Below are 23,905 nucleotides of genomic sequence, written 5' to 3'. Positions count from 1 at the left end.
CTGGGCGGAACCGCTGGCAGCCACCGGTCATGGTAGTGGGACCGCCGAGGGCGGCGTCCAGCGGATCCTGCTCGGCCGCCGGATCGGCCAACCCCGCTGCGTCCCAACCGTGATGAGGACGGATCGGCTCCACCGTCCGCTACTCCGCCAGGCCCTCGCGGACCCGGCGGGACACCGAGATCAGCTGGAGGTCGAGCAGTCCGGGCGGGTCGGCCAGCCCGGGGCCGCCCGCGTGCACCCAGGCGGCTATCTCGTCGATCATGTCGTCCGCCAGCACGAAGCCCAGCCAGACCGGACGCCCGCCCGCCGCCCGCCCCTCCCCGGAGGGGCCGACCACCACCACGTTGGACTGGGTGCACACGTCCAGGCACTTGACCGCACGGACCCGGCCCGCCGTACCCACCGCGGCCCGCAGCCGCTCGTACTGCCCGGCGTGGTCCACCCCCGGGTGCTTGGCCTCGGTGCCGCAGCAGCAGCCCCGGCAGACGGTGACGGTCACCGGGGAGGCGGCCGCCTGCTTGCGGTCCCGGTCTCGGCGGCTCATCGGCTCTGGAACTCCTCCTGGTCACGGGGCACGCTGCACGCGCAGCCTACCTGGCATGCCAAGAACCACTGCCGGGTGCCGGGGTTCGACGGCGGTCCGTAGGATGCCCCCATGGGACACGCGACCACCGAGAAAGCCGTACCGCGGATGCGCCTGGACGCCTCCAACGCGGCCAAGGTCGCGACCACCCTCCAGGCGCTGGCCACCCCGTCCCGGCTGCTGATCCTCGCCGAACTGCGCGAGGGCCCGCGCGCGGCGACCGAACTCGCCGACGCCGTGGGCATGGAGCAGTCCGCCTGCTCCCACCAGCTGCGGCTGCTGCGCAACCTCGGCCTGGTCGTCGGCGAGCGCCGGGGCCGCTCGGTGGTCTACTCCCTGCACGACGACCACGTCGCCGCCCTCCTCGACCAGGCCGTGTACCACGTCGAGCACCTGCGGCTGGGCCTCACCGACGAGCGCTGAGGCCGAACGCACCGACCTCCGCCGCCGCCCCCTACGCCGCCGCCTCCACCACCGCCCCCTACGCCGTCGCCTCCGCCGCCGCGCGGCCGGCGGTGCGGCCGGAGAAGAGGCAGCCGCCGAGGAAGGTGCCCTCCAGGGAGCGGTAGCCGTGGACGCCGCCGCCGCCGAAGCCGGCGGCCTCGCCGGCGGCGTAGACGCCCGGGAGGGGTTCGCCGTCGGGGCGCAGGACGCGCGCGGAGAGGTCGGTCTCCAGCCCGCCGAGGGACTTGCGGGTGAGGATGTTGAGCCGGACGGCGATCAGCGGGGCGGCGCCGGGGTCGAGGATGCGGTGCGGCGGGGCCACCCGGATCAGCTTGTCGCCGAGGTAGCGGCGGGCGCCGTGGACGGCGGTGACCTGGAGGTCCTTGGCGAAGGGGTTGGCGAACTGCCGGTCGCGGGCCTCGACGGTGCGGCGCAGTTCGGCGGGGTCGATCAGCGCCTCGCGGGTCCTGGCGTTCATGCCGCGGGCGAGGTCGGCGAGGTTGCTCGCGACGACGAAGTCGGGCCCGTGCCGCAGGTGGCTCCGGACCGGACCGGGGGCGCCGGGCAGGGCGCGGCCGAGGACGCCGCGCACGGACTTCCCGGTCAGGTCCGGGTTCTGCTCGGAGCCGGAGAGGGTGAACTCCTTCTCGATGATGCGCTGGTTGAGCACGAACCAGGTGTGCCCGTAGCCGGTGGACATGATGTGGTCGAGCGTGCCGAGGGTGTCGAAGCCGGGGAAGAGCGGGACGGGCAGCCGGTTGCCGCGCGCGTCCAGCCAGAGCGAGGACGGGCCGGGCAGGATGCGGATGCCGTGCCGGGCCCAGATCGGGTCCCAGTTCTCGATGCCCTCGGTGTAGTGCCACATCCGGTCGCCGTTGATGAGGCTGGCGCCGGCGTCGCCGGCGATGCCGAGCATCAGCCCGTCGACGTGGGCGGGGACGCCGGAGAGCAGCTTGGCGGGCGGGGTGCCGAGCCGGGCGGGCCAGGCCTTGCGGACGAGGTCGTGGTTGCCGCCGATGCCGCCGGAGGTCACGATCACGGCCTGGGCGCGCAGTTCGAACCGTCCGGCGGCCTCGCGCGAGCTGGCCTCGCCGCGGGCCGCCGGACTGGGCACCAGCACCTCGCCGGTGACGGTGTCGGTGACGCCCGCGGTGGCGGCCAGGCCGGTGACCCGGTGCCGGAAGCGCAGGTCGACCAGCCCGCGGGCGGCGGCGGCGCGGACCCGGCGGACGAAGGGCTCCAGCAGTCCGGGCCCGGTGCCCCAGGTGATGTGGAAGCGGGGCACCGAGTTGCCCGGGCCGTCGGCGAGGAGGCCGCCGCGCTCGGCCCAGCCGACGACGGGGAAGAACCGGACGCCCAGGCCGTGCAGCCAGGAGCGCTTCTCGCTGGCCGCGAAGTCGACGTAGGCCTCGGCCCAGCGGCGCGGCCAGGCGTCCTCGGGCCGGTCGAAGCCGGCGGTGCCGAACCAGTCCTGACGGGCCAGGGCGTGCGAGTCGCGGATCCGCATCCGGCGCTGCTCGGGCGAGTCGACCAGGAAGAGGCCGCCGAAGGACCAGTGCGCCTGGCCGCCGAGCGAGGCCGCGGGCTCCTGGTCGAGCAGGATCACCTTCCGTCCGGCGTCGGCGAGTTCGGCGGTGGCGGCGAGTCCGGCGAGTCCTGCTCCGATGACGATGACGTCGGCGTCTAGGGCCATGCGCAGTCCTCCGTCGCGGCGAGCGGGACGGCGCGCGCGGGGTGGGCGCCGTCGCTGTGCGCCCGATACTGCGGCCTGCGGTGACGTCCGGTCAACCGGCCGGTAACAACCGACTGCGGCAATTCCGCTCCACACCGTTTCGGAAATGTCCTCGATACACGGCGGAGCGAAATGCGAAATGCGATCTGACGGAATTTCGGAAATTTCCGCGCACGGCATGGACGTCCACGAAACCAACAAGTAACTTACCTGCGAGTAGCCGCGGCCCGGCACGACCCCCACCCGTCGTTTCTCTCCCCCCAGGAGGAACCGTGCTCCCCCCTGCCCGGAAACCCCGACGCCTGCGCAGCTCCACCGCACTCGCCACCGTCGCACTGGGCGCCGCCCTCGCGCTCACCTCCACCAGCGCCCAGGCCGCCACCCCGGCGCCCAAGCACCTCGTGGCGCTCGGCGACTCCTACGCCGCCGGCGCGGGCGTGCCCGGCCAGTCGGCCGGCCTGTGTCTGCGCTCCGACCGCAACTACGGCCACCTGGTCGCCGCCGCCCTCAAGGCCGGCGCGTACACCGACGTCACCTGCGCCGCCGCCAAGGTCAAGGCCATGACGCAGCCGCAGTACGACGCCTTCATCCGGGTCAACGACCCGCAGCTGGACGCGGTGACCCCCGACACCGACCTGGTCACCCTCGGCATCGGCGGCAACGACCTCGCGGCCAGCGACCTCGGCCTCGGCGAACTCGTCGCCACCTGCATCGCCGGCGCGGTCGTCAACCCGCTCGGCACGCCCTGCAAGGACGTCTACCACCACGGCTACTGGGACTGGCGCAGCTGGTCCTGGCAGTACGGCGACGACGACCTGGCCGAGCGGATCACCGGCAGCATCGCGCCGCAGGTCGCCGACACGCTGCGGCGCATCCACGCCAAGGCGCCGCGGGCCCGGGTGCTGCTGGTCGGCTACCCGTCCGTGCTGCCCGCCGACGGCCGCTCGTGCATCCTGCGCCAGCCCGTGACCCCGGGCGACGTCGAGTACATGCACGGCGTGCTCGACAAGCTGAACGCCGCGCTCAGGAGCACCGCGGCGGCCGGCGGCGCGACGTACGTCGACACCGCCACGCCCACCGCCGGGCACGACGTGTGCTCGGACGACCGCTGGATCGAGGGCGCGCTGCCCGGCTCGCCCGCCGTGCCGTTCCACCCGAACGCCACCGGCGAGAAGGTGATGGCGGACGCGGTGCTCGCCGCGCTGCGGTAGGCCCCGGAACGCCGAGGGGGCGGCGACCGGACTCCGGTCACCGCCCCCTCCGCCCCATCGCTACTCCGACTTGGCGGCCGCGGCGGCCAGGCCGGCCGACCACTTCTCCTCGACCTTGCCGAACTTCCAGTAGGCGATCGCCCCGACCCAGGTCAGCACGAACAGGCCGACGATCGCGTAGCCGACGAAGTTGAGGTCCAGCCCGCCGATCCAGGCGATCGGGCCACTGGTGATGTCCAGCTTCTCGCCGAGCAGGCCGATCAGCTCGACCAGGCCGATCACCAGCGCGACCAGCACCGACAGGCCGGTGACGGTCAGGTTGTAGTAGATCTTGCGGACCGGCTTGGAGAAGGCCCACTCGTAGGCGAAGTTCATGAACGAGCCGTCGATGGTGTCCAGCAGGCTCATCCCGGCCGCGAACAGGATCGGCAGCGTGAGCAGCGCGTACCAGGGCAGCGAGAACGCGGCCGCGCCGCCGGCCAGCACCAGCAGCGACACCTCGGTCGCGGTGTCGAAGCCGAGGCCGAACAGCAGGCCGACCGGGTACATGTGCCAGGGCTTGGTGACGGCCCTGGTCACCCGGCCGAGGATGCGGTTCATCAGCCCGCGCCGCTCCAACTGGCGCTCCAGCTCGGCCTCGTCGTACTCGCCCACGCGCATCCGGCGGAACACCTTGAGGATGCCGTTGAAGGCGCCCAGGTTGATCAGGCCGAGGAGCAGCAGGAACGTCCCGGAGACGGTGGTGCCGATCAGGCCGGTCATCGTGTGCAGGGTCGAGTCGTCCGCCTCCACCTGGTCGGCGAGCGAGCGGATGCCGAAGGCGAGCAGCGCGCAGAGGCCGAAGACGATCGAGGAGTGCCCGAGCGAGAACCAGAAGCCGACCGACAGGGGCCGCTTGCCCTGGCCCATCAGCTTGCGGGTGGTGTTGTCGATCGCCGCGATGTGGTCGGCGTCGAAGGCGTGCCGCATCCCGAGGGTGTAGGCGGTCAGGCCCATGCCCGCGCCGAACACCTGGCCGCCGACGTCGTAGTGCTCGGGCGCGACCAGCGCGAGCAGGGTGAACCAGCCGACGACGTGCAGCACGAGGATGAAACCGCCCATCCCGGCCAGGCGCATCCACTCCTCCCGGGTGAGCCGGTCACGCCATCTGACGGGCGAGGCACCTGCGGCGGGGCTGGACATCCTGTGGTCCTTTCGGGTGGTCCGGGCGAAGCTGGGCCATCTTTCCCCCCTCGGGGAAGCAGTTGCAAGTCATGTGCAAATGCCGGACCGCGGCGAACAGGGGCACGCGGGCGCGGACGGGGGGCGTACGGCGGCGGGCACACGCCCGCTCGCGCCGGGCTCCACCCGGCCGCGCCGACCGGCGGACCGCGACCGCCGCGCAGCCTTCGTCAGGAAATCGGACGATTCCTCCCCTAGGGTCGAGATGCCGACACCCGCGGCGCGCTCCCCGTACGCGCCGCGGGCCCTCCGGCGCTCACCGGCCCGGGATCCGATGGGAGCGGCCATGCCGTCCTACCCCTTCCGCACCACCCGCGAGGACGTCCGCATCCCGCTGCCCGACGGCACCCGGCTGGCCGCCCGGCTGTGGCGCCCGGTCAGCGACGAACCCGTCCCCGCCGTGCTGGAGTACTCCGCCGGCCGGCTCACCGACCGCACCGCCGCCGAGGACGCCCGCCGCCACCCCTGGTACGCCGGCCACGGCTACGGCGCCGTCCGCGTCGACACCCGCGGCCACGGCAACTCCGACGGCCTGCCCGGCGAACCCGGCGGCGGCCAGGAGCTCGACGACGGCGCCGCCGTCCTCGACTGGCTCGCCCGCCGCCCCTGGTGCAGCGGCCGGGTCGGCCTGCTCGGCGTCGGCGCCGCCGGCACCACCGCCCTGCTGCTCGCGGCCCGTGCCCCCGACACCGTCGGCGCCGTGGTCACCGTCTGCCCCGAAGGCGGCCACCGCCTCGGCGGCGCCCTGCTCGCCGCCGACCTGCACACCCGGCTCACCGCCCTGGTCGCCGACGCCGCCCTCCCGCCCGACCCCCGGCACGTCGGCGACGCCTGGCGCACCGACTGGCTGGCCCGCCTCGAATCCCTGGACCCGCCCGTCGACGCCTGGCTCGCCGCCGGCGAGACCACCGTCCCCGTCCCCGCCCCCACCTTCGCCGTCGCCGGCTGGGGCGACCCGTCCTGCTCCTTCGTGCTGCGCCTGCTCGCCACCTCCCCCACCGCCCGCGCCCTGCTCGGCCCCTGGCCGCACGGCCTGCCCGAGGACACCCTCCCCGAGACCCTGCGCTGGTGGGACCACTGGCTGCGCGACCTCGACACCGGCGCCCTGGCGGAGCCCGCCCTGCGCAGCTGGATCGGCACCCGCTGGACCGGCGAGGAGACCTGGCCCTCCCCCGACGTCCGGGAGATCCACTACGGCCTCGACGGCCCGCTGCGCACCGCCGGCACCGCCTCCGACGACCGCCACGTCCGCGTCCGCTCCCCGCAGCACACCGGCCTCAACGCCGGCGCCTACGTCCCGCGCGGCCGCCCCGCCGACCAGCCGCCCGACCAGCGCGAGGAGGACGGCCGCTCGGTCTGCTTCGACTCCCACCCGCTGCCCGAACCGGTCGAAGTGCTCGGCACCCCGACCGTACGGCTGCGCCTGCGCGAGGGCGGCCCGCCCGCCCAGATCACCGCCCGGCTCTGCGCCGTCGGCCCGGACGGCACCTCCACGCTGCTCACCCGGGGCGTCCTGGTCGCCACCGGCCCCGACGCGGACGTCGAGCTCGCCGCCTGCGCCGGCACCCTCCCGGCCGGGCACCGGCTGCGGCTCGCCCTCTCCTCGGTCTACTGGCCGTGGGTGTGGCCCACCCCGGACGACGCCGGCTACGCGCTCGACCCGTCCCGCTCCGCCCTCACCCTGCCCACCCGGCACCTCGCCGCCGACGTCGGCGCCGCCCCCGTCGCCTTCGAGGCCCCCGCCCTGCCCGAGCCGCTCGACATCCACCGCACCGAGCCGCTGACCGCCCGGCCCGAGCACGTCACCGTGCACGACATCGGCCGCCGGGAATGGCGCGCCGAACTCTCCCCCGCCACCGACGGCAGCCGCACCCACCCCGACGGCCTGGTCCGCGACGAGCACACCGTCACCGCCTACCGGGTGCTCACCGACGCCCCGCTCAGCGCGCAGGCCCGCACCGACCACACCGTGCGCCTCGAACGCCCCGACATCGGCTGGGACGTCACCGTCCAGACCCGCACCCAACTGCGCTGCGACGCCGGGCACTTCCTCAGCATCGTGCAGCTGCGCGCGCTGGAGGCCGGTTCGGTGGTGTTCGCCCGGGAATGGCAGCACCGCGTGCCGCGCTGGATTCCGCAGGGCGATTCCAAGTAATCCTTATACCTTTGCTTTCAATTCCCTTATTGCTTTATAAATGGCGGCATGAAGACCCTCGGCCTGATCGGCGGCATGAGCTGGGAATCCACCGCCGAGTACTACCGCCTCCTCAACGAACTCACCCGCGACCGCCTCGGCGGCCTGCACTCCGCGCCGCTCGTGCTGTACTCGGTCGACTTCGCCGCCATCGAACGGCTCCAGGCCGACGGACGCTGGACCGAGGCCGGCGAGATCCTGGCCGGCGCGGCGCGGTCCCTGGAGGCGGCCGGCGCCGAACTGCTGCTGATCTGCACCAACACCATGCACAAGGTCGCCGACCAGGTCGCGGCCGCGACCCCCGTCCCGCTGCTGCACCTCGCCGACGCCACCGCGGACGCCGTCCGGGCCGCCGGACTGCACCGGATCGGGCTGCTCGGCACGGCCTTCACCATGGAACAGGACTTCTACCGCGGCCGGCTGGCCGCCCACGGCCTCGACGTCCTCGTCCCCGGCCCCGACAGCCGCGCCCTGGTCCACCGGGTGATCTACCAGGAGCTGTGCCTCGGCCTGGTCCGCGAGGAGTCCCGCGCGGCGTACCGCCGGGTGATCGACGAACTGGTGGCCGCCGGCGCCCAGGGGGTCATCCTCGGCTGCACCGAGATCGAACTGCTCGTCCGCCCCGAGGACAGTCCCGTCCCCACCTTCCCCACCACCCGCCTGCACGCCGAAGCCGCCGTCACCGCCGCCCTGGCCCCGTGACGGCCCGGCGGGTCGGGGGCCCTCGCGCCGGGTCGGCGGAGGCCGCGCCCTAGGCGGTCAGGGCCTCGACGGGGGCGACGGCCACCAGCTCCTCGGCGGCGCGGGCGACCTCCAGGTCGAGCGTGATGAACGCGTCGGCCTGAAGCCGGGTCAGCGCGATGTACTCGGCGTCGAGGGTGTCGGGCCAGCCGAGGCGCTCGGCGATCCCCCAGGCGGTGGACTGCAGGACGCGGTCCCCGAGGAGCCGGATCCTCAACGCGCGCAGGTAGTCCAGCCGGCGGTCGGCCTCCGCCCTGGTCAGCCCGCCCTGGCGGACGGCCTGGTAGAGGAGCGACAGCACCTGCGAGCGGAGCAGCGTCGGGGCCAGCAGCCGGTGCTCCTGCGGGATGACGGCCCGCTCGCCGGCCAGGCGCAGCGCCACGGCCGGCGCGATCACGTACTTGGTCACGGGCGCTCGCCTCCAGGAAGGGCCTCGCGCGACCTTGCCGCGCCTTCCGCAGGGTAGGCCCTCCCGGTCAGAGCCGGTCGTAGATGGCGACCAACTGCCGGAGCACGTCGGTCGCGGCGTCCAGGGCGGGGGCGTCGTGGTGCGCCAGTGCGGTGTCGAGCGCCTGCGCCAGGGTGGTCTGGCGTTCGTCGTGGCGGCGCCGGCCCGCGTCGGTGAGGGCGACCAGGACGGACCGCTTGTCGCCCGGGGGGCGTTCCCGGGTGACGTAGCCGGCGGTGGCGAGGTTGTTGACCAGCTGGGTGGTGGCGGCGCTGGTGGTCTCGGTGGCGGCGGCGAGCTGGCCGATCGACAGCGGGCCCGTCTCGGCCAGGACGCGCAGGGCCCGGGCGTGGGTGAGGGAGAGCGCGCCGGGGGTGCGGGTGGCGCGTCCGCGCAGTCGGGAGTCGGCGGCGCTGAGGCTGTAGGCGGCGCGGGCGAGCTGGTCGAGGGCCTGCTCGCGGGCGGGGGTGGGTTGGGGCTGCGACATGGGGGCGGCCTCCGCGGCTCGTATCGACGGTCGGGTTGACAACAGAATATCCTAAGTACTTAATAGATAAGTACTTAGCGACTCGGCGGCACAGCCACCGAGCCCCCTATCGACACGGAGGACACCCGTCATGACCGTTCGTTCGACCGGACAGAACTGGGCCCTGGACATCGCCCTCGCCCAGGGCGGCTTCGACGCCCTGCACCCCCAGGCCAAGGGCACCCTGGAGCAGCTCGGCCACGACCACACCGACTTCGACAAGGTCTTCGCGCTGGTGCAGAGCGGCGTGATGCTGCCCAAGGCCTGGGCCACCATCGCCGGGCAGGCCGAGGAGCGCGCCGCCCACCACGAGCGCGGCGGCTTCGCCCAGACCGCCGCCGACCTCTACGTGCGCGCCTCGGTGATGTGGGGCCGCGCGCAGTACTCGATCTTCGACGCCGCCGACCCGCGCAAGCTCGCCTTCCGCGAGCACGCCAACCACTGCGTGGAGCGCCTGGGCGCGCTGCGTGGCAACCGGGTGCGCCGCGTCGTCCTCGACTTCGAGGGCAAGCAGATCTTCGCCCTGCTGCACCTGCCGGCCGGTGAGGTCCGCAACGCCCCCGCGGTGATCCTCGGCCCGGGGATGGACATGATCAAGGAGGACTACATCCACGCGGCGGAGCGGTACTACACCTCGCGCGGCATCGTGGCCCTGTCCATCGAGGGTCCGGGCCAGGGCGAGAGCCGGGCCAACGGGCTGACCGTCGACCTCACCAACTACGAGCGCGCGATCAGCCGCTACATCGACCACCTGGCCTCGCTGCCCGAGGTCGACGCGGCCCGCATCGGCATGTTCGGCATCTCGATGAGCGGCTACTGGGGCTCGCGCGCCGCCGCCACCGACCGCCGCCTCGCCGCGCTGGCCGCCTTCGAGGCCGTCACCGGCGACTTCACCACCATCTTCGAGCGCGCCCAGCCGACCTTCAAGAACAACTACATGTACATGGCCGGCTACACCGACGAGGACGCCTTCGACACCGAGTTGGTCGCCCGGATGCCGCTGGGCGACCTGGTCCGGGAGATCGCCTGCCCGGTCGTCTACGGCATCGGCGAGTTCGACGAACTCACCGTGCTGGAGCAGGCCCTGGCCAACTACGAGCGCATCCGCGCGCCCAAGGAGATGCGCGTCTACGAGAACGAGTTCCACCCGCTGGGCGGCACCGCCGCCGAGGTCTTCCGCTTCGGCGCCGAATGGGTCGAACGCGCCCTGAACGGCGAGCTCGCCGAGCCCGGCCGCGACGTCCGGCACTACGTCCACAGCGACGGCCGCACCACCGACGGCACCGCCAACCCCACCTGGTGGCTCGGCACCACCCCGGCCGTGATCGCCGACGCCCGCCGGGCGTGACACCGGGCGGCCTCCGGCGCGCACGGTCCGGCCCCGGGGTGTGGGATCCCCGGGGCCGGACGGTGTGCTGGTGGTGCGTCAGCCGGTCTGGATGGAGGTGTCGTCGATCACGAAGCTCGTCTGCAGCGAGGCGTCCTCGGTGCCGGTGAACTTCAGGGTGACGCTCTGGCCCGCGTAGGACGAGAGGTCGAAGGTCCGCTGCTGGTAACCCGCCGCGGCGTCCGCGTTGGAGTACGTCTTCAGCGTGGTCCCGTTCACCGACACGGCCAGCTTGTCGTACGCGGTGCTGCCCGACTCAGCGGTGTCGATGTGCAGCCAGAAGCTCAGCGTCGCCTTGCAGCCCGCCGGGATCGTCACCGTCTGCGCCAGCGTGTCGGTGTGCGAGGAACCGTAGCCGTTCAGCCACGACTTCCACGAACCACCGTGCGCCGCCTGCGAGGAGCTGTTGTCCACCACACCGGAACTCGTCGTCCACGGCGCCGCCGAGCCCGTCTCGAAGCCCGCGTTGCCCAGCAGCTGCGCCGGCGTGCAGGTGCCGCCACCGCCACCGGTCACCGTCCACGTGAAGCTCGCCGTACCCGACTTGCCCGCCGAGTCCTTCACCGTCACCGTCACGTTCGACGAACCCGCCGTGGTGGCCGTACCGGTGATCGCACCCGTCGACGCGTTGATCGCCAGCCCGGCCGGCAGACCCGTCGCGCTGTACGACAGCGGCGCGGCACCACCGGAAGCGTTGATCTGGAGGTTCACCGCACCGCCGACCGCGGTCGACTGGTCACCGGGGCTGCTGACGGAGACGGCGCCGCTGCCGGCCGGCTTGGTGAGCAGGCAGCCGGCCACGTTGAGGTCGATGACCCGGCCGTTGCCGAGGCAGGTGGTGAACCAGTAGGTCTCCTCACCGTAGCTCTGGCCCTTGGTGGCCGTGGTGGTGCCGTCCGCGGCGACCTCGCACGGGTTGTCCAGGGTGCACATCTCACCGTTGTCGTTGCCGGTGTTGTTGATGCCGATGATCCGCCCGCTGGCGGAGTCGATGATCGGCGAACCGGAGGTGCCGTGCGTGGTGTTGCAGCCGGAGCTGTAGCGCAGCGAGTCGTGCCAGGTCCACTGGTCCTCGCGCAGGGTGGGCACGAACCCGTTGACGGAGCAGTTCCACACCTGCTTCCAGTACGAGGAGGGTATGTACATCGCGGCGCCGTCGGTCGGGTGCGTGTCGTTGACGGTCAGCGCGGTGGCGCCGTACTTGGAGCTGATCGAGCCGTAGGTGTCGGTGAGTTGGTAGAGCGCGACATCGGTGCCGGTCATGGTCGCGTAGACGACCTTGTCGGCCTGGACGGTGCCGAGGCTGTTGCCGGCGCCGTCCAGCAGGGTGCCGCTGCGGCTCGCGCTCGCGTTCTGGATGACCTGGCCGGCCGTGGGCATGGTCGGCAGGCAGTGGCCGTTGGTGAGCATCAGGGCCCGGTCGCCGGCCACCGATGTGGGGTAACGCACCAGCGAGGCCGAGCAGTTGCTCAGCGCGATGGTGGAGGTCAGGTCGCTGGCCTGGACGGCGTGCGCGGGGACGGCGGCGAGGGTCAGCCCGCCCGCGACGACGGCGCCGACGCCGGCCATCGCGGCAAGTCTCTTGAACATGGCTCTCCTTGTGGGGGATCGCGGGGTGTACGACTGGTCGCCGAGGCCCGCGCCGCACGAAAGTGCCATGGTCACTTCAAGTGGTCAACCGTATTGGCCGAACTCGCCGACGGCAATCGGCCGTTGCGGCCCGGGGCGGCAACCATCCGCCCCGGTATGCCCGTTAAGGGCGGGCGCGATGGCACCCCACGGCACCGGCCGTGCCCGCCCGCCGGAGCGTCATGTCCATCCGTCGGCCCGCCCGCTCCGGCTACGGCTACGGCTGCGGGAAGGAGTCCGCTCCCACCTCGTCGGTCTTGGCGTTGCCGCCGACCGTCGGCTGGAGGGTGATCGACCAGGACGTCGCGGTGCGCCCGGTCTCGAACGCCAGCGTGTCCTGGAACTTGGTGAACCGGCAGCTCTGCGTGAACGCCTTCGCGTCGGAGTCCCAGTCCACCCCGCCCGCGAAGTACACCTCGTACGTACCGTCCTCGACGCCCTCGATACTGGCCTTCTGCCCCTTGGCCACGTACACCGAGTGCACCGACTTGCCGTTCAGCGCGAGCGAGACGACCGCGTCCCCCCTGCCGCCGTTGTCGACCTTGAACACGCCCTGGCCGCGCAGCCGCCCCTCGCGCACCAGGGTGCCGTTGTCCAGCGAACGGGACTGCTGCTTCGGGGTCTGCGGGACGGCGAAGGTCGTCGGGTAGCCGGCCGCCGCCATCTTGGCCAGGGCCGCCGACACCGCCGCCAGGCCCTCCGAGGCGCCCAGCTCGGCCTGCGCGGAACCCACCGCGCAGACGCCCCTGCTCTTGATGTCGCCGCGGACCTTCGTCGCGTCGGCGGCCAGCGAGGTCAGCGCCGCCACCAGCTCGGTCCGCGCCGTGGTGACCGCGGCCGGCTCGTCCGCCAGGCCCAGGCTCCGCCCGGCCGTCCGCGCGCTGGTGGCGATGCCGCCGAGCACACCGTCGAGGTCGCCCAGGGTCTTGGCCCCGGCCACCTGGCCGAGCGCGGTGTTCACCGGGTCGATGTTCGTGCCGAGCACCGGGCCGTACGGCGGCGGCGTCGGGGTGGGGGTCGGGGTCCGCGTCGGAGCGGGCAGGGCCGGGGCCGCGCCGGTGGGCGGCCCGCCCGCGGCACTCCCCCCGCCGCCCCCGGTGCCGCTGGAGCAGGCCGCGAGCAGCAGTACCGTGCCGACGGCCAGACCGGCCTTGGTGATGGACTTCATGAACCCCGCCCCCGTGACGCCCCGCGCACACAGCGTGCGCGTGTCCGCCGCCATGCTGGCGGGCCCGCCCGGCGCGGTCAACCGGATTCCGAGGGCGCGCGGAGGGCGCGCAGGGGGCGCCCGGGGGCGCTGATCGAGGTCAACTACGATCGGGGCGTGCTCAGCCTCACCGGACTCCCCCTCCAGATCGTCGCCTCGCTCGTCGCGATCCTCGTCTTCGGCGCCACCATGTGGCTCTGGCCGCGCTTCGGCGGGAAGGGCTGGAAGTCCTGGACGGGCCGGCTCGGCGCCTTCCTCGCCACCCAGATCGCCGTGCTGGTCGCCATGGGCCTGATCGCCAACGGCTACTTCGGCTTCTACAGCTCCTGGAGCGACCTGCTCGGCACCGACGGCAAGCCGGGCACGGTCGTCGACCACACGCCGAACGCCTCCGTGGCCGTCACCGGCGAGCAGAAGTTCTACTCGGCCCAGGGCTCCGACCGGGAGCGCTCCGGGCTGATCCAGCAGGTCGCCGTCAAAGGAGCCTCGACCGGCCTGAGCACCGAGGCGTTCGTCTACCTGCCCCCGCAGTACTTCCAGCCGGACTACGCGCAGCAGCGGTTCCCGATGGCCCTGGTGCTCACCGGCTACCCGGGCACCCCGGAGAAGCTGATCTCGCTGATGCAGTACCCGGCCTCCACCCTCACCGCGATCGAGCAGAAGAAGCTGCCGCCGACCGTCCTGGTGATGATGCGCCCCACGGTCGTCGGAAACCGGGACACCGAGTGCGTCGACGTGCCGGGCGGCCCCCAGGCGGAGACCTTCTTCACCACCGACCTGCCCAAGGCGCTCGCCACCACCTACCGGCTCGGCACCGACCCTGCGAGCCGCGCCGTGATCGGCAACTCGACCGGCGGCTACTGCGCGCTCAAGTTCGCGATGCGCAAGCCCGACTCCTACCGCGCGGCGGTCGCGCTCTCCGGCTACTACAGCGCGGCGCACGACGAGACCACCGGCGACCTCTTCGGCGGCAACGACCAGCTGAAGCAGCAGAACGACCTGCTGTGGCGGCTGAAGAACCAGCCGGCCGCCCCCGTCTCCCTGCTGCTCACCACCAGCTACGACGAGAACAACTACGCCGACACCCAGGCCATGGTCGGCGCCTTCAAGGCCCCCACCAAGCTGTCCACCATCACCCTGGACACCGGCGGCCACAACTTCCACACCTGGACCCGGGAGATCCCCCCGGCCCTGGAGTGGCTCGGCCAGCACCTCACCATGCCGAAGGCCGCCTGACCACGCCGAAGGCCGCCTGACCGATCCCCCGGCGGCCCGCCCGATCACCCGATCACCCGAACGCCCCGCAGATCACACCCGTCTCACAGCGTCGTCTCACGCTCCTCTCAGCCACACCACGCACGGTATGGCGCATGACCACGACCAGCTACTCCACTCCGGCCGGCGAACCGTGGCCCGAGGCCGCGGACTTCCCGCCGCCGGAGGTGCCGCGGCCGGACCCCGCCCGGCCGGACCCGGCGCCGCTCTTCCCCGAGCAGCCCCTGCCGCCCACCGGCCCCAAGGGCCCCGCCTCCTGGTCCGGCCGGCTGCGCACCCTCCCCGCCCGCGCCTGGCGCGGCCGCGCGGACGACCCGCGCTGGGTGCGCCCGGCCCTGCTGGCACTGCTGGCCGCGACCGTCGTCCTCTACCTCTGGGGCCTGAGCGCCTCCGGCTGGGCCAACGCCTTCTACTCGGCCGCCGTCCAGGCCGGCAGCCAGAGCTGGAAGGCCTTCTTCTTCGGCTCCTCCGACGCCGGGAACTTCATCACCGTCGACAAGCCTCCGATGTCGCTGTGGCCGATGGCCCTCTCGGTGCGGGTCTTCGGCCTGTCCTCCTGGTCCGTGCTCGCCCCGCAGGCCCTGATGGGCGCCGCCACCGTCGGCGTCGTGTACGCGACGGTGCGCCGGCGCTTCTCCCCGCTCGGCGGCCTGCTCGCCGGGGCCGCCCTGGCGCTCACCCCGGTCGCGGCGCTGATGTTCCGCTTCAACAACCCCGACGCGCTGCTGGCCCTGCTGCTCACCCTGGCCGCGTACGGGCTGGTACGGGCCATCGAGGCGGCGGGCACCCGGTGGCTGGTGTTCACCGGGGCGATGTTCGGCCTGGCCTTCCTCACCAAGACCCTGCAAGCCTTCCTCGTGCTGCCCGCCTTCGCGCTGGTCTACCTGGTCGTCGCGCCCACCGGCCTGTGGCGGCGGGTGCGGCAGCTGCTGCTCGCGGGCGCGGCCATGGTGGTCGCGGGCGGCTGGTGGGTCGCGGTGGTCGAGCTGCTGCCGGCCTCGGCCCGCCCGTACGTCGGCGGCTCGCAGGACGACAGCTTCCTCTCCCTCACCTTCGGCTACAACGGCCTCGGCCGGATCAACGGCGACGAGACCGGCAGCGTCGGCGGCGGCGGGCGGCTCCCGGCCGGGCTCGACCTGCCGGCCGGGGCGATGCGCGGCGGCCGCGGCTGGGGCCAGAGCGGCCTCACCCGGCTGTTCGGGAGCGACATCGGCGGACAGATCGCCTGGCTGCTGCCGGCCGCGCTGATCCTGCTGGTCGCCGCCCTGTGGGCGACCCGCCGCTACGCCCGCACCGACACCGCCCGCGCGGCGTTCCTGGTCTGGGGCGGCGCGATGCTGTCCACCGCGCTGGTGTTCAGCTTCATGTCCGGGATCTTCCACCAGTACTACACGGTGGCGCTCGCCCCGGCCGTCGCGGCGCTGGTCGGCATGGGCGTGGACGGCCTGTGGCGGGCCCGGCACCGGCTTCCGTGGGCGCTGGTGCTGGCCGGCACCCTCGCGGTGACGGCGGTGTGGGCGTTCGTCCTGCTCGGGCGGAGCGCGGAGTTCCTGCCCTGGCTGCGCTGGGCGGTGCTGGTCGGCGGGCTGGTGGCGGCGGCCACGCTGGTCGCCGGACAGCTGGCCGGGCGGGCCGACGGGCGGCTCGGGGCCCGGATCGCCTCGGTCGCCGGCCTGCTCGGCCTGGCGGCGGCGCTCGGCGGGCCGGCCGCGTACGCGGTGGACACCGTCGGCACGGCGCACAGCGGCTCCATCGTGACGGCCGGGCCGGCCGTCCAGGGCACCTCCGGCCCGGGCGGCGGCGGCCGGCACGGCGGGCAGGGCTTCCCGGGCAACGGGCGGGCGTTCCAGCCCGGCCAGAACGGCGGCGGGCAGAACGGCGGCTGGCAGAACGGCGGCGCACCCGGCTTCCCCGGCGGGGGCGGCGGGCAGAACGGCGGCCGGCCGGGCGCCCAGGGCGGGGGCAACGGGTTCAACGGCGGGGGCAACGGCGGCCAGGGCGGCTTCAACGGCGGCAACGGCGGCTGGCCGGGCGGCGGTTCGGGCAAGGGCCCGGGCGGCGGCAACGGTCACCGCGAGCGCGGCACGGGCGCCAACCCCGACACCGGCAACCCCGACACCGGCAACCCCGGCAGCGGCGAGGATCCCGGCGCCTTCGGCCCGGGCGGCGCGGGCGGCCCCGGAGCGGGCGGCATGGGCGGCGCGGGCGGCATGGGCGGCCTGCTCGGCGGCACCAAGGTGAGCGAGGAGGCCTCCGCCCTGCTCAAGGAGAACGCCGACCAGTACACCTGGGCGGCCGCCACCAGCGGCTCGCAGAACGCCGCCAGCTACCAACTCGCCACCGGGAAGCCTGTGATGGCCCTCGGCGGCTTCAACGGCACCGACCCCTCGCTCAGCCTGGCCGGCTTCCAGAAGTACGTCCAGGAGGGCAAGGTGCACTGGTTCATCGCCGGCGGCTCCCACCGCGGCTTCGGCGGGGCCGAGAGCGGACGGGGCGACACCGGGGAGAAGGAGTCGGAGACCTCCCAGATCGAGAGCTGGGTGACGAGCCACTTCACCGCGAAGACGGTCGGCTCCACCACCTTCTACGACCTGACGGCCCCGACGTCCTGACCGTCCGACCTCCTGACCGTCCCACCCCAGGGGGCGCACCGCAGCCGGCGGTGCGCCCCCTTCGCGTTGCCCCTGGCCAGCTCCCGCCGGCCCCCGTCAGCTCCCGTCAGCTCCCGTCAGGCGGACGGGCAGTGCGTCCCGGCGGCGGGCAGCGTGCCGTCCACCAGGAACGCGGCCACCGCGTCCCGCACGCACCCGCTCTTGTCGTAGCCGGTGTGCCCGTCGCCGTCCCGGGTGAGCAGGACGGCGTCGGCGAGGGCGGAGGCCATCCGCTGCGCCCACGGGTACGGCGTGACCGGGTCGGCGGTGGAGCCGACCACCAGGATCGGGGCGCTGCCCTCGGCCCGGATCCGGGCGGGCCGTTCGGCGGTGCGGTACGGCCAGGAGCGGCAGTCCGGGGCGAACAGCGCCGCCGAGGTGTCGTGCCGGCTCATCAGCGGGGCGCGGGCGGCGAGTTCGGCGCGGTCGGTGCGCAGGTCCCCGGCGCCGGGGGCCATCAGGGCGTCCGCGCAGCTGATGGCGACGAAGGCGTCCGCCGCGGTGGAGTAGCCGCCGTCCTCGGCGCGGCCGTTGGCGCCGTCGGCGAGGGCGAGCAGTTCGGCGGCGTCGCCGCGGGTGATCGCCGGGTCGAGGGCCTGGCGCAGCCGCTCCCAGGAGCGGTGGCCGTCGTAGAGGGTGTCGAGGGTGCCGTTCCAGGCCAGGGTGGCGGTGAGGCGGCGGCCGTCGGCGGCGGGCAGCGGGTGCGCGCGCAGGCCGTCCAGGAAGTCGGCGAGCCGCTGCGGGGCGGCGGCGCGGTCGCGGCCGAGCGGGCAGCCGTCGCGGCCCGCGCAGTCGGCGGCGAAGTCCCGCAGCGCGGTCTCGGTGGCGGCGGCGGCCTCGACGTTCATCCGGACCGGGTCGAGGCTGCGCTCGAAGGCGCCGTCCAGGGCGAGGCGGCCGGTGCGGGCGGGGAACTCCTCGGCGTAGAGGGCGCCCAGGTAGGTGCCGTAGGAGCTGCCGAGGAAGTCGAGCCGCCGTTCGCCCAGGGCGCCGCGCAGCACGTCCAGGTCGCGGGCGGTGTCGCGGGTGGAGAGGTGGGGCAGCAGCGTGGCGTACCGGGCCTGGCAGGCGTCGGCGAGCACCCGGCCGCGGTCGTAGCCGGGGTCGTCGGTGCTGGTCCACTCGTCCCGGGTGCGGTCGTCGAGGCAGTGCACGGGGGTGGTGCGGCCGGCGCCGCGCGGGTCGAAGCCGACCAGGTCGAAGTGGTCGGAGAGGGTGCCGCGGTAGTCCTCCCAGCCCCAGACGACCCGGTCCACGCCGGAGTTGCCCGGCCCGCCGGGGTTGAGCACCAGTGCCCCGATCCGCCGGTCGGCCTCGGTGGCGCGGATCCGGGAGACGGCGACGTCGATCGTCTCGCCGCCCGGATCGGCGTAGTCCAGCGGGACCTTGAGTCCGGTGCACTGCGCAACCGGCTCCCCGGCCGGGCGCTCGGGCCGGTCCGGGCAGTCCTTCCAGTCCAGCGGCTGGAGGTACAGGGCCGCGAGCGCGGGGGCGGCCGTGCCGGGCACCAGGTCCTGGGGCCCGGCCGCGGCCGCGGTGCCGGGCCGGCGGGCGCCCGGGTCCGACGGCCCGGTGCAGCCCGCGGCGAGCACGAGGAGGGCGACGGTGAGCAGGGCGCGGAGCGGGCGCCGGGGGTTCGACGAGTGCACCGCCCACGAATACCACCCGGCGCCCGCTGCCGTCACACCAGCACCTGCCGTAACGATTCCTCAGCCGCCGCACTGCTGCAGCATGGCCTGCTTGTCGGCCGCGGTGACGGGGAGCTGGTACTTCAGGGAGACCTGGGCGAAGCGGACGGCGTAGGAGCAGCGGACGGCGGTGTTGGCGGGGAGCCAGGTGGCCGGGCCGGAGTCGCCCTTGGAGCCGTTCTGCGAGCCGTCGGCGGGGATCAGGTTGAGCGGGTCGTTGGCGATCTGGACGCGCTTGGCCTTGTCCCACTTGGCGGCGCCCAGCTGCCAGTCGTAGGACAGCGGCATCACGTGGTCGATCTGGATCTTCGTGGCCTGCTGCTTGGTCCACTGGACGTTCTTGCCGGTGTACGGGTCGTAGATGGTCATCGCGGTGACGACGCAGTTCGATCCGTCCTTGCGCTCGACGGCGGTGCCGTCGCGGGCGAGCAGGTCGTTGCGGGTGTCGCAGTTGTTGTGGCCGAGCGGGACGCCGTCGACGTTGTCCGTCCAGGCGGGGCCGAACTCGTTGCGGTCGTAGCCGTCCTTGGGGCCGGCGGCGGCGGTGGCGACCTTGGCTATCACGTCCCGGCCCGCCTTCTGCTCCTCCGGCGTGGTCAGCGGGGCCAGGCCGGGCTTGGTGCCGTCCGGGTTCTGCAGCGGGCTGGTGCCCAGGCCCCCGGCGGGCGCGGCGGAGTCGCCGCTCTTGTGGTCACGGCCGCCGAGCAGCCAGCCGGCCAGCGCGAGCGCGCATATCAGGAACACGGTGGCGGCGGACAGGGCGGTGCGGCGGGCGGGCACGGATAACTCCCGGGATCTGGGGCGGGTTGACGGCGAACCAGCAGATCAGCCACCCCGAGAGCAGGTCAAGGCGACGCCACGCGAACCCCGCCGACCATGTCGAAGCTCACACCCCGGGCGTCAGCCGCCGATGGCGGACATCGGGCGGTCGGGCCGGACGAAGCCGGCGGAGTTGACGGCGTGTCCGGGCCCCTTCCCGGCCACCGAGGCCCGCCAGGCCGCCTCGATCCGGTCGTCGTCGGCACCGCCGCGCAGCAGCGCGCGCAGATCGGACTCCTCCGTCGCGAACAGGCAGTTGCGCAACTGACCGTCGGCGGTGAGCCGGACCCGGTCGCAGCCCCCGCAGAACGGGCGGGTCACGGAGGCGATCACCCCGATGACGGCGTCCGTGCCCGCGACCCGCCACTCCTCCGCCGGGGCGTTGCCCCGCCGCCCCACGGGCAGCAGGTCGAAGCGCTCCCCGAGCCGCTCCAGGACCTCCGCGGCGGTGACCATCGCCGAACGGTCCCAGGCGCCCTGCGCGTCCAACGGCATCGACTCGATGAACCGCATCCGGTACCCGTGCTCCACCGCGAAGGCCGCCAGCTCCGGGATCTCGTCCTCGTTCACCCCGCGCACCGGCACCGCGTTCACCTTCACCGGCCCCAGCCCCGCCGCCCGCGCCGCCGCCAGGCCCGCGAACACGTCCGCGATCCGGTCCCGCCGCGTGATCCGCGCGAACCGCTCCGGGCGCAGCGTGTCGAGGCTGACGTTCACCCGCTCCAGCCCCGCCGCCCGCAGCGCCACCGCCGTGCGGGCCAGCCCGATCCCGTTCGTCGTCAGCGACACCTCCGGCCCCAGCGCGGCGATCCGCCCCACCAGTTCCGGCAGGCCCCGCCGCAACAGCGGCTCCCCGCCGGTCAGCCGCACCGAGGCGATCCCCAGCCGCCCGACCGCGATCCGCACCAGCCGCACCACCTCGTCGTCGCCCAGCGTCTGCGCCCTCGGCAGCCAGTCCAGGCCCTCGGCCGGCATGCAGTAGGTGCAGCGCAGGTTGCAGCGGTCGGTCAGCGAGACCCTCAGGTCGGTGTGGACCCGGCCGAAACGGTCCAGCAGCGGGCGCGGTGCGGTGTTCATCGACCCAGTACAGGGGCCGGCGGGCCGCAGGACCAGCGGCCGAACCGCCGGGGGGCGGCCACCACCTGCGGGTTCCCCTTGTGCATTCGTACAACTGTGGGTTCGTACGGCTGCGCGGCGGCGGCACCGGCGGGCAGGCTGGGCCCATGCAGACCACCGAAGACCCGACCGGGCCCGTTGCCGCGCTGGTGCTCGCCGCCGGGGGCGGGCGACGCCTCGGCGGGCGGCCCAAGGCCCTGATCCGGTACGCGGGCCGCCCGCTGGTCGAGCACGCGGTGGCGGTGGTGCGGGCGGGCGGCTGCGCGGACGTCACGGTGGTGCTGGGCGCGGCCGGCGAACGCGTCCGCTCGACGGCGCACCTGCCGGGCTGCCGGCTGGTGACCAACCCGGACTGGGCGGGCGGCATGGGCTCCTCGCTGCGCGCCGGGCTGGCCGCGCTGGCGCCGGAGGTGTCGGCGGTGCTGGTGATGCTGGTGGACACCCCGGGCGTCACCGCGGCCGCGGTGGCCCGGCTGCTGGCCGCGCACCGGGCCGGCGCGGAACTGGCCGCGGCGGCCTACGGAGGGCGGCGCGGGCACCCGGTGCTGATCGGCGCCCGGCACTTCGCGGAGGCGGCCGCCGGCGCGTCCGGCGACGCCGGGGCCCGCACCCTGCTGGCCGCGCACCCGGGCGCGGTCACGCTGGTCGAGTGCGCCGACGTCGCCGTCCCGGACGACCTGGACACCCCCGCCGACCTGGCCCGCTGGTCCGCCGGCTGACCGCACCCCGCCGACCGGGGTGTCCGAAGCACCCGTGGTGGGAACCGGCCGGGCGCACACCCCTGATCCGACCCTGAGGATTGCCCCATTCCGTGCCAAGGACCCAACGTTTCGGGGAGCATGGAAACCGTTCCACCACCCGACTCGAACGGACGGAGCCCGCGATGGCCGGACTGCCCGACGACTTCACCGGACACGACCCCGCGAGGCCAGGGCACGGGGCGGGCGGTGGCGCCCGGGCGATCCGCTGCCCCGCCTGCCGCCGCGAGCACCTCTACGAGCCGCCGTCGCTGCCCTGTCCGTGCGGCGCCTCGCTGAAGGTGCCGCTGCTGCGCGGCGGGGTGCCGGTGCAGGTGCGGTTCCGCTCCTGGGAGGACTCCTGGCTGAGCATGCGCTGTCCGCACTGCGGCCGCTCCGACCAGTGGCCGCAGCCCGAGTTCACCTGCAACTGCGGCGCCACCGTCCGGCTGCCGGTGGACCGCACCACCCGGCTCGGCGGCGGCACGGCCGGCCCGCTCGCCACCCCCGGCCCGCAGTCCTCCCGCCCGTACCCGGCCCACCCGATGGGCGCCCCGGTGCCCGCCCCGCCCGGCGGCTCCGGCGGCCAGCCCAAGCCCTTCCGCCACCGCGCGCCGTTCCGCCCGCACCCGGTGCGCACCTCGCAGGACGCGGTCTTCACCGCCGCCCGCTACCTGGAGTGGCTCGGTTTCGACGACCTGGAGCTGACCGAGGCCCAGGAGCGCGACGGGGTGACCCTGCTGGGCAGCCGGATGGTCGCCCAGGTGGACACCTGGACCGAGCCGGCCGACGTGAAGTCGGTCGAGTGCCTGTGGCTGCAGACCTTGCACGCCGAGGAGATGGCCGCCGCCATGTTCACCCTGGCCGGCTACTCGCACCAGGCCACCGTGCGCGGCGAACAGCTGCTGGTCGCCCTGTTCAGCCTGGACCTGGCGGGGGTGCCGCAGCCCGCCAACGGCGCCGCCGAGGCCCTGATGGAAACCGGCTGGACGTCCTGACCGACCGGAGGCCGCCGGGGCGCGTCCGCCAGGGCGTGCCTTGTGGATCAGGCCAGGCCCTAGATCATTTCCCCCGCGAATGCAAGAACCTCCGCTCGTGATCTGGTGCACAAGCTCACCCCCGTGTTGAATTGCCGCCACAGCGCGGGCCCTTGCGCTGCCGTCGCCGTGCCGCCGACAGTCGACGGCGGCGACGCCGGGCAGGGCCGCGCCCCGCTGGATGGCGCACACAAGGAGGTGGCGTTGTCAGAGCACGGATGGGGCCCGAACGGCCCGAACGGGCGGGGGCGGGCGGCAGCGGAGGAGCCGGGCGACACCGTGTGGCGACTGAGGTCCCGGGGGTGCTGGCAGGAGGCGGCCGAACTGCTGCGCCCGGCCGCCGAACAGGACCCGACGGCGGCCCTGGCACGGGCCGAACTCCTCATCGAGCAGTGCCTGTTCACCGCCGCGCAGTGGACCCAGGCGGAACAGGCGCTGCGCCTCGCGGAGGCCGTGGTGGCCAGCACCGAACAGCGCGCGGCCGCGGCCTGCGCCCGCGGCTTCCTGGCGTACGTGGCCAGCGTGCTCGGCCCCCGGGACCGACTGGACGAGGCGCAGGCCGCGCTCGGACGCACCTCGGCACTGCTGCCGCCGGACGCGCCGGGCCGCCCGCTGCTGGACTTCCGGCGCGGACTGGTCGCCGAGAACCTGCTGCGCGACCGCGGCGCCGCCTGGATCGCCTACCGCCGGGCGCACGACGGCGCGGGCGAACGCGGGGACGAACTGCTGCGCTCGTACACCTGGCGCCACCTGGCGGCACTGGCCCTGGCCCGCGGGGACCGCGACCACGCCCGCGAGGGCTTCGACGCCTCGCTGCGGCTGCGCGAGCAACTCGGCTTCACGGTGGGGGTGGCGCCGGCGCTCGCGGCGCTCGCCGAGGTGTCCGAGCCGGCCGAGGCCGCCCGGCTGCGCGCCGAGGCGGCCCGGCTCGTCCACGCCCTGGGCGGCGTGCCGGTCTGGCTCGCGCGCCAGTTGGGCACCACCCGCACGCCGGGGCCTGCCCCGGAAGGGGCCCGCACGCCGGGGCTCCCCCCGGACGGGGCCCACACGCCGGGACCTCCCCCGGACGGGCGCATCACCCGCGAGACCTGGGGGACGATCAGCTAAGGTGAGCCTAACCTGGCCGGGGTGAGCAGTACCCCGGCCGGGTTCGCCTTGCCGTTCCCCGGGCACCGCCATGCCCCGGTCCGGCCGGGCCCGGGCGGGCCACCACCCCGACCGGGCACCGCCGGGCGGTCCATGGGCGGTCCCCGGTCGAC

Annotated in this window: 19 protein-coding genes and 2 pseudogenes; 10 read left to right on the top strand and 11 right to left on the bottom strand. The window is 74.3% G+C overall.

The window, feature by feature from the left end; genetic code table 11:
* Nucleotides 1-139: 139 nt before the first annotated feature.
* On the bottom strand, nt 140-544 hold the full coding sequence (locus tag ACIOGZ_RS30845) for a (2Fe-2S) ferredoxin domain-containing protein (protein ID WP_350886398.1): 405 nt from the start codon (nt 542-544) through the stop codon (nt 140-142).
* A gap of 111 nt (nt 545-655) precedes the next feature.
* Here ACIOGZ_RS30845 and ACIOGZ_RS30840 point away from each other — a divergent pair, with 111 nt between their 5' ends.
* Nucleotides 656-1,006 carry a metalloregulator ArsR/SmtB family transcription factor gene (locus tag ACIOGZ_RS30840; protein WP_063347062.1) on the top strand — a complete coding sequence of 117 codons (351 nt, stop codon included), beginning with the start codon at nt 656-658 and terminating at the stop codon, nt 1,004-1,006.
* Between the two features lie 58 nt (nt 1,007-1,064).
* Here the strand turns inward: ACIOGZ_RS30840 and ACIOGZ_RS30835 are convergent, their stop codons facing one another.
* Nucleotides 1,065-2,720 (bottom strand): FAD-binding dehydrogenase, encoded by a 1,656-nt coding sequence (locus tag ACIOGZ_RS30835; RefSeq protein WP_400988501.1) that lies wholly within the window; start codon nt 2,718-2,720, stop codon nt 1,065-1,067.
* Nucleotides 2,721-3,031: 311 nt separating this feature from the next.
* Between ACIOGZ_RS30835 and ACIOGZ_RS30830 the strand changes: the two genes are divergently transcribed.
* On the top strand, nt 3,032-3,970 hold the full coding sequence (locus ACIOGZ_RS30830) for an SGNH/GDSL hydrolase family protein (RefSeq protein ID WP_363584048.1): 939 nt from the start codon (nt 3,032-3,034) through the stop codon (nt 3,968-3,970).
* Between the two features lie 60 nt (nt 3,971-4,030).
* Here ACIOGZ_RS30830 and ACIOGZ_RS30825 read toward each other — a convergent pair whose 3' ends face one another.
* Nucleotides 4,031-5,152: a HoxN/HupN/NixA family nickel/cobalt transporter gene (locus tag ACIOGZ_RS30825; protein ID WP_363584050.1), complete on the bottom strand. Its 1,122-nt coding sequence runs from the start codon at nt 5,150-5,152 to the stop codon at nt 4,031-4,033.
* Between the two features lie 325 nt (nt 5,153-5,477).
* Between ACIOGZ_RS30825 and ACIOGZ_RS30820 the strand changes: the two genes are divergently transcribed.
* Both ACIOGZ_RS30820 and ACIOGZ_RS30815 read left to right on the top strand, forming a co-directional pair.
* Nucleotides 5,478-7,346 carry a CocE/NonD family hydrolase gene (locus tag ACIOGZ_RS30820; protein WP_400810765.1) on the top strand — a complete coding sequence of 623 codons (1,869 nt, stop codon included), beginning with the start codon at nt 5,478-5,480 and terminating at the stop codon, nt 7,344-7,346.
* Nucleotides 7,347-7,394: 48 nt separating this feature from the next.
* Nucleotides 7,395-8,087, top strand: a complete 693-nt coding sequence (locus tag ACIOGZ_RS30815) for an aspartate/glutamate racemase family protein (RefSeq protein ID WP_363584054.1) — start codon at nt 7,395-7,397, stop codon at nt 8,085-8,087.
* A 49-nt stretch (nt 8,088-8,136) separates the two neighbouring features.
* On the opposite strand, the gene ACIOGZ_RS30810 is transcribed toward ACIOGZ_RS30815, so the two are convergent.
* Complete coding sequence (locus ACIOGZ_RS30810) at nt 8,137-8,535, bottom strand: type II toxin-antitoxin system VapC family toxin (RefSeq protein WP_363619026.1); 399 nt, start codon at nt 8,533-8,535, stop codon at nt 8,137-8,139.
* 67 nt (nt 8,536-8,602) lie between these two features.
* Entirely contained in the window at nt 8,603-9,061 is a 459-nt protein-coding gene (locus tag ACIOGZ_RS30805; protein ID WP_400844254.1) for a MarR family winged helix-turn-helix transcriptional regulator, read from the bottom strand.
* 130 nt (nt 9,062-9,191) lie between these two features.
* Between ACIOGZ_RS30805 and ACIOGZ_RS30800 the strand changes: the two genes are divergently transcribed.
* The gene (locus tag ACIOGZ_RS30800; RefSeq protein ID WP_363584060.1) at nt 9,192-10,448 is read left to right on the top strand and encodes an alpha/beta hydrolase; all 1,257 of its coding nucleotides are present in this window, start codon (nt 9,192-9,194) and stop codon (nt 10,446-10,448) included.
* A gap of 78 nt (nt 10,449-10,526) precedes the next feature.
* On the opposite strand, the pseudogene ACIOGZ_RS30795 reads toward ACIOGZ_RS30800, so the two are convergent.
* The 3 genes and pseudogenes from ACIOGZ_RS30795 to ACIOGZ_RS30785 form a co-directional block, all read right to left on the bottom strand.
* Nucleotides 10,527-11,246: pseudogene (locus ACIOGZ_RS30795) on the bottom strand (putative Ig domain-containing protein); the annotation flags it as partial.
* A gap of 213 nt (nt 11,247-11,459) precedes the next feature.
* Nucleotides 11,460-12,056: pseudogene (locus tag ACIOGZ_RS30790) on the bottom strand (serine protease); the annotation flags it as partial.
* A gap of 277 nt (nt 12,057-12,333) precedes the next feature.
* A complete protein-coding gene (locus ACIOGZ_RS30785; protein WP_400988499.1) occupies nt 12,334-13,284 on the bottom strand; it encodes a hypothetical protein in 951 nt (316 codons plus the stop codon).
* A 156-nt stretch (nt 13,285-13,440) separates the two neighbouring features.
* Here ACIOGZ_RS30785 and ACIOGZ_RS30780 point away from each other — a divergent pair, with 156 nt between their 5' ends.
* Nucleotides 13,441-14,559, top strand: coding sequence for an alpha/beta hydrolase-fold protein (locus tag ACIOGZ_RS30780; protein WP_363584066.1), 1,119 nt, complete (start codon nt 13,441-13,443; stop codon nt 14,557-14,559).
* A 134-nt stretch (nt 14,560-14,693) separates the two neighbouring features.
* Nucleotides 14,694-17,210 carry an ArnT family glycosyltransferase gene (locus ACIOGZ_RS30775; RefSeq protein ID WP_400988497.1) on the top strand — a complete coding sequence of 839 codons (2,517 nt, stop codon included), beginning with the start codon at nt 14,694-14,696 and terminating at the stop codon, nt 17,208-17,210.
* Nucleotides 17,211-17,326: 116 nt separating this feature from the next.
* On the opposite strand, the gene ACIOGZ_RS30770 is transcribed toward ACIOGZ_RS30775, so the two are convergent.
* From ACIOGZ_RS30770 to moaA, 3 genes are all read right to left on the bottom strand, one after another.
* The gene (locus tag ACIOGZ_RS30770) at nt 17,327-18,898 is read right to left on the bottom strand and encodes an alpha/beta hydrolase (protein ID WP_363630232.1); all 1,572 of its coding nucleotides are present in this window, start codon (nt 18,896-18,898) and stop codon (nt 17,327-17,329) included.
* A gap of 60 nt (nt 18,899-18,958) precedes the next feature.
* Complete coding sequence (locus ACIOGZ_RS30765; protein WP_363584072.1) at nt 18,959-19,717, bottom strand: HNH endonuclease family protein; 759 nt, start codon at nt 19,715-19,717, stop codon at nt 18,959-18,961.
* Nucleotides 19,718-19,837: 120 nt separating this feature from the next.
* Complete coding sequence (gene moaA / locus ACIOGZ_RS30760; RefSeq protein WP_363630234.1) at nt 19,838-20,833, bottom strand: GTP 3',8-cyclase MoaA; 996 nt, start codon at nt 20,831-20,833, stop codon at nt 19,838-19,840.
* Nucleotides 20,834-20,979: 146 nt separating this feature from the next.
* On the opposite strand from moaA, the gene ACIOGZ_RS30755 reads away from it, so the two are divergent.
* From ACIOGZ_RS30755 to ACIOGZ_RS30745, 3 genes are all read left to right on the top strand, one after another.
* Nucleotides 20,980-21,591 (top strand): NTP transferase domain-containing protein, encoded by a 612-nt coding sequence (locus tag ACIOGZ_RS30755; protein WP_400844264.1) that lies wholly within the window; start codon nt 20,980-20,982, stop codon nt 21,589-21,591.
* Between the two features lie 164 nt (nt 21,592-21,755).
* Nucleotides 21,756-22,607: a hypothetical protein gene (locus ACIOGZ_RS30750; protein WP_400810774.1), complete on the top strand. Its 852-nt coding sequence runs from the start codon at nt 21,756-21,758 to the stop codon at nt 22,605-22,607.
* 243 nt (nt 22,608-22,850) lie between these two features.
* Entirely contained in the window at nt 22,851-23,753 is a 903-nt protein-coding gene (locus tag ACIOGZ_RS30745; RefSeq protein ID WP_400810775.1) for a hypothetical protein, read from the top strand.
* Nucleotides 23,754-23,905: the final 152 nt, after the last annotated feature.

Origin of the sequence: Kitasatospora sp. NPDC088160 (genome assembly GCF_044741445.1) — a bacterium.
Lineage (GTDB): Bacteria > Actinomycetota > Actinomycetes > Streptomycetales > Streptomycetaceae > Kitasatospora.
The sequence above is the reverse complement of the archived record's forward strand: the minus strand, read 5'-3'. Positions and strand labels throughout refer to the sequence as shown.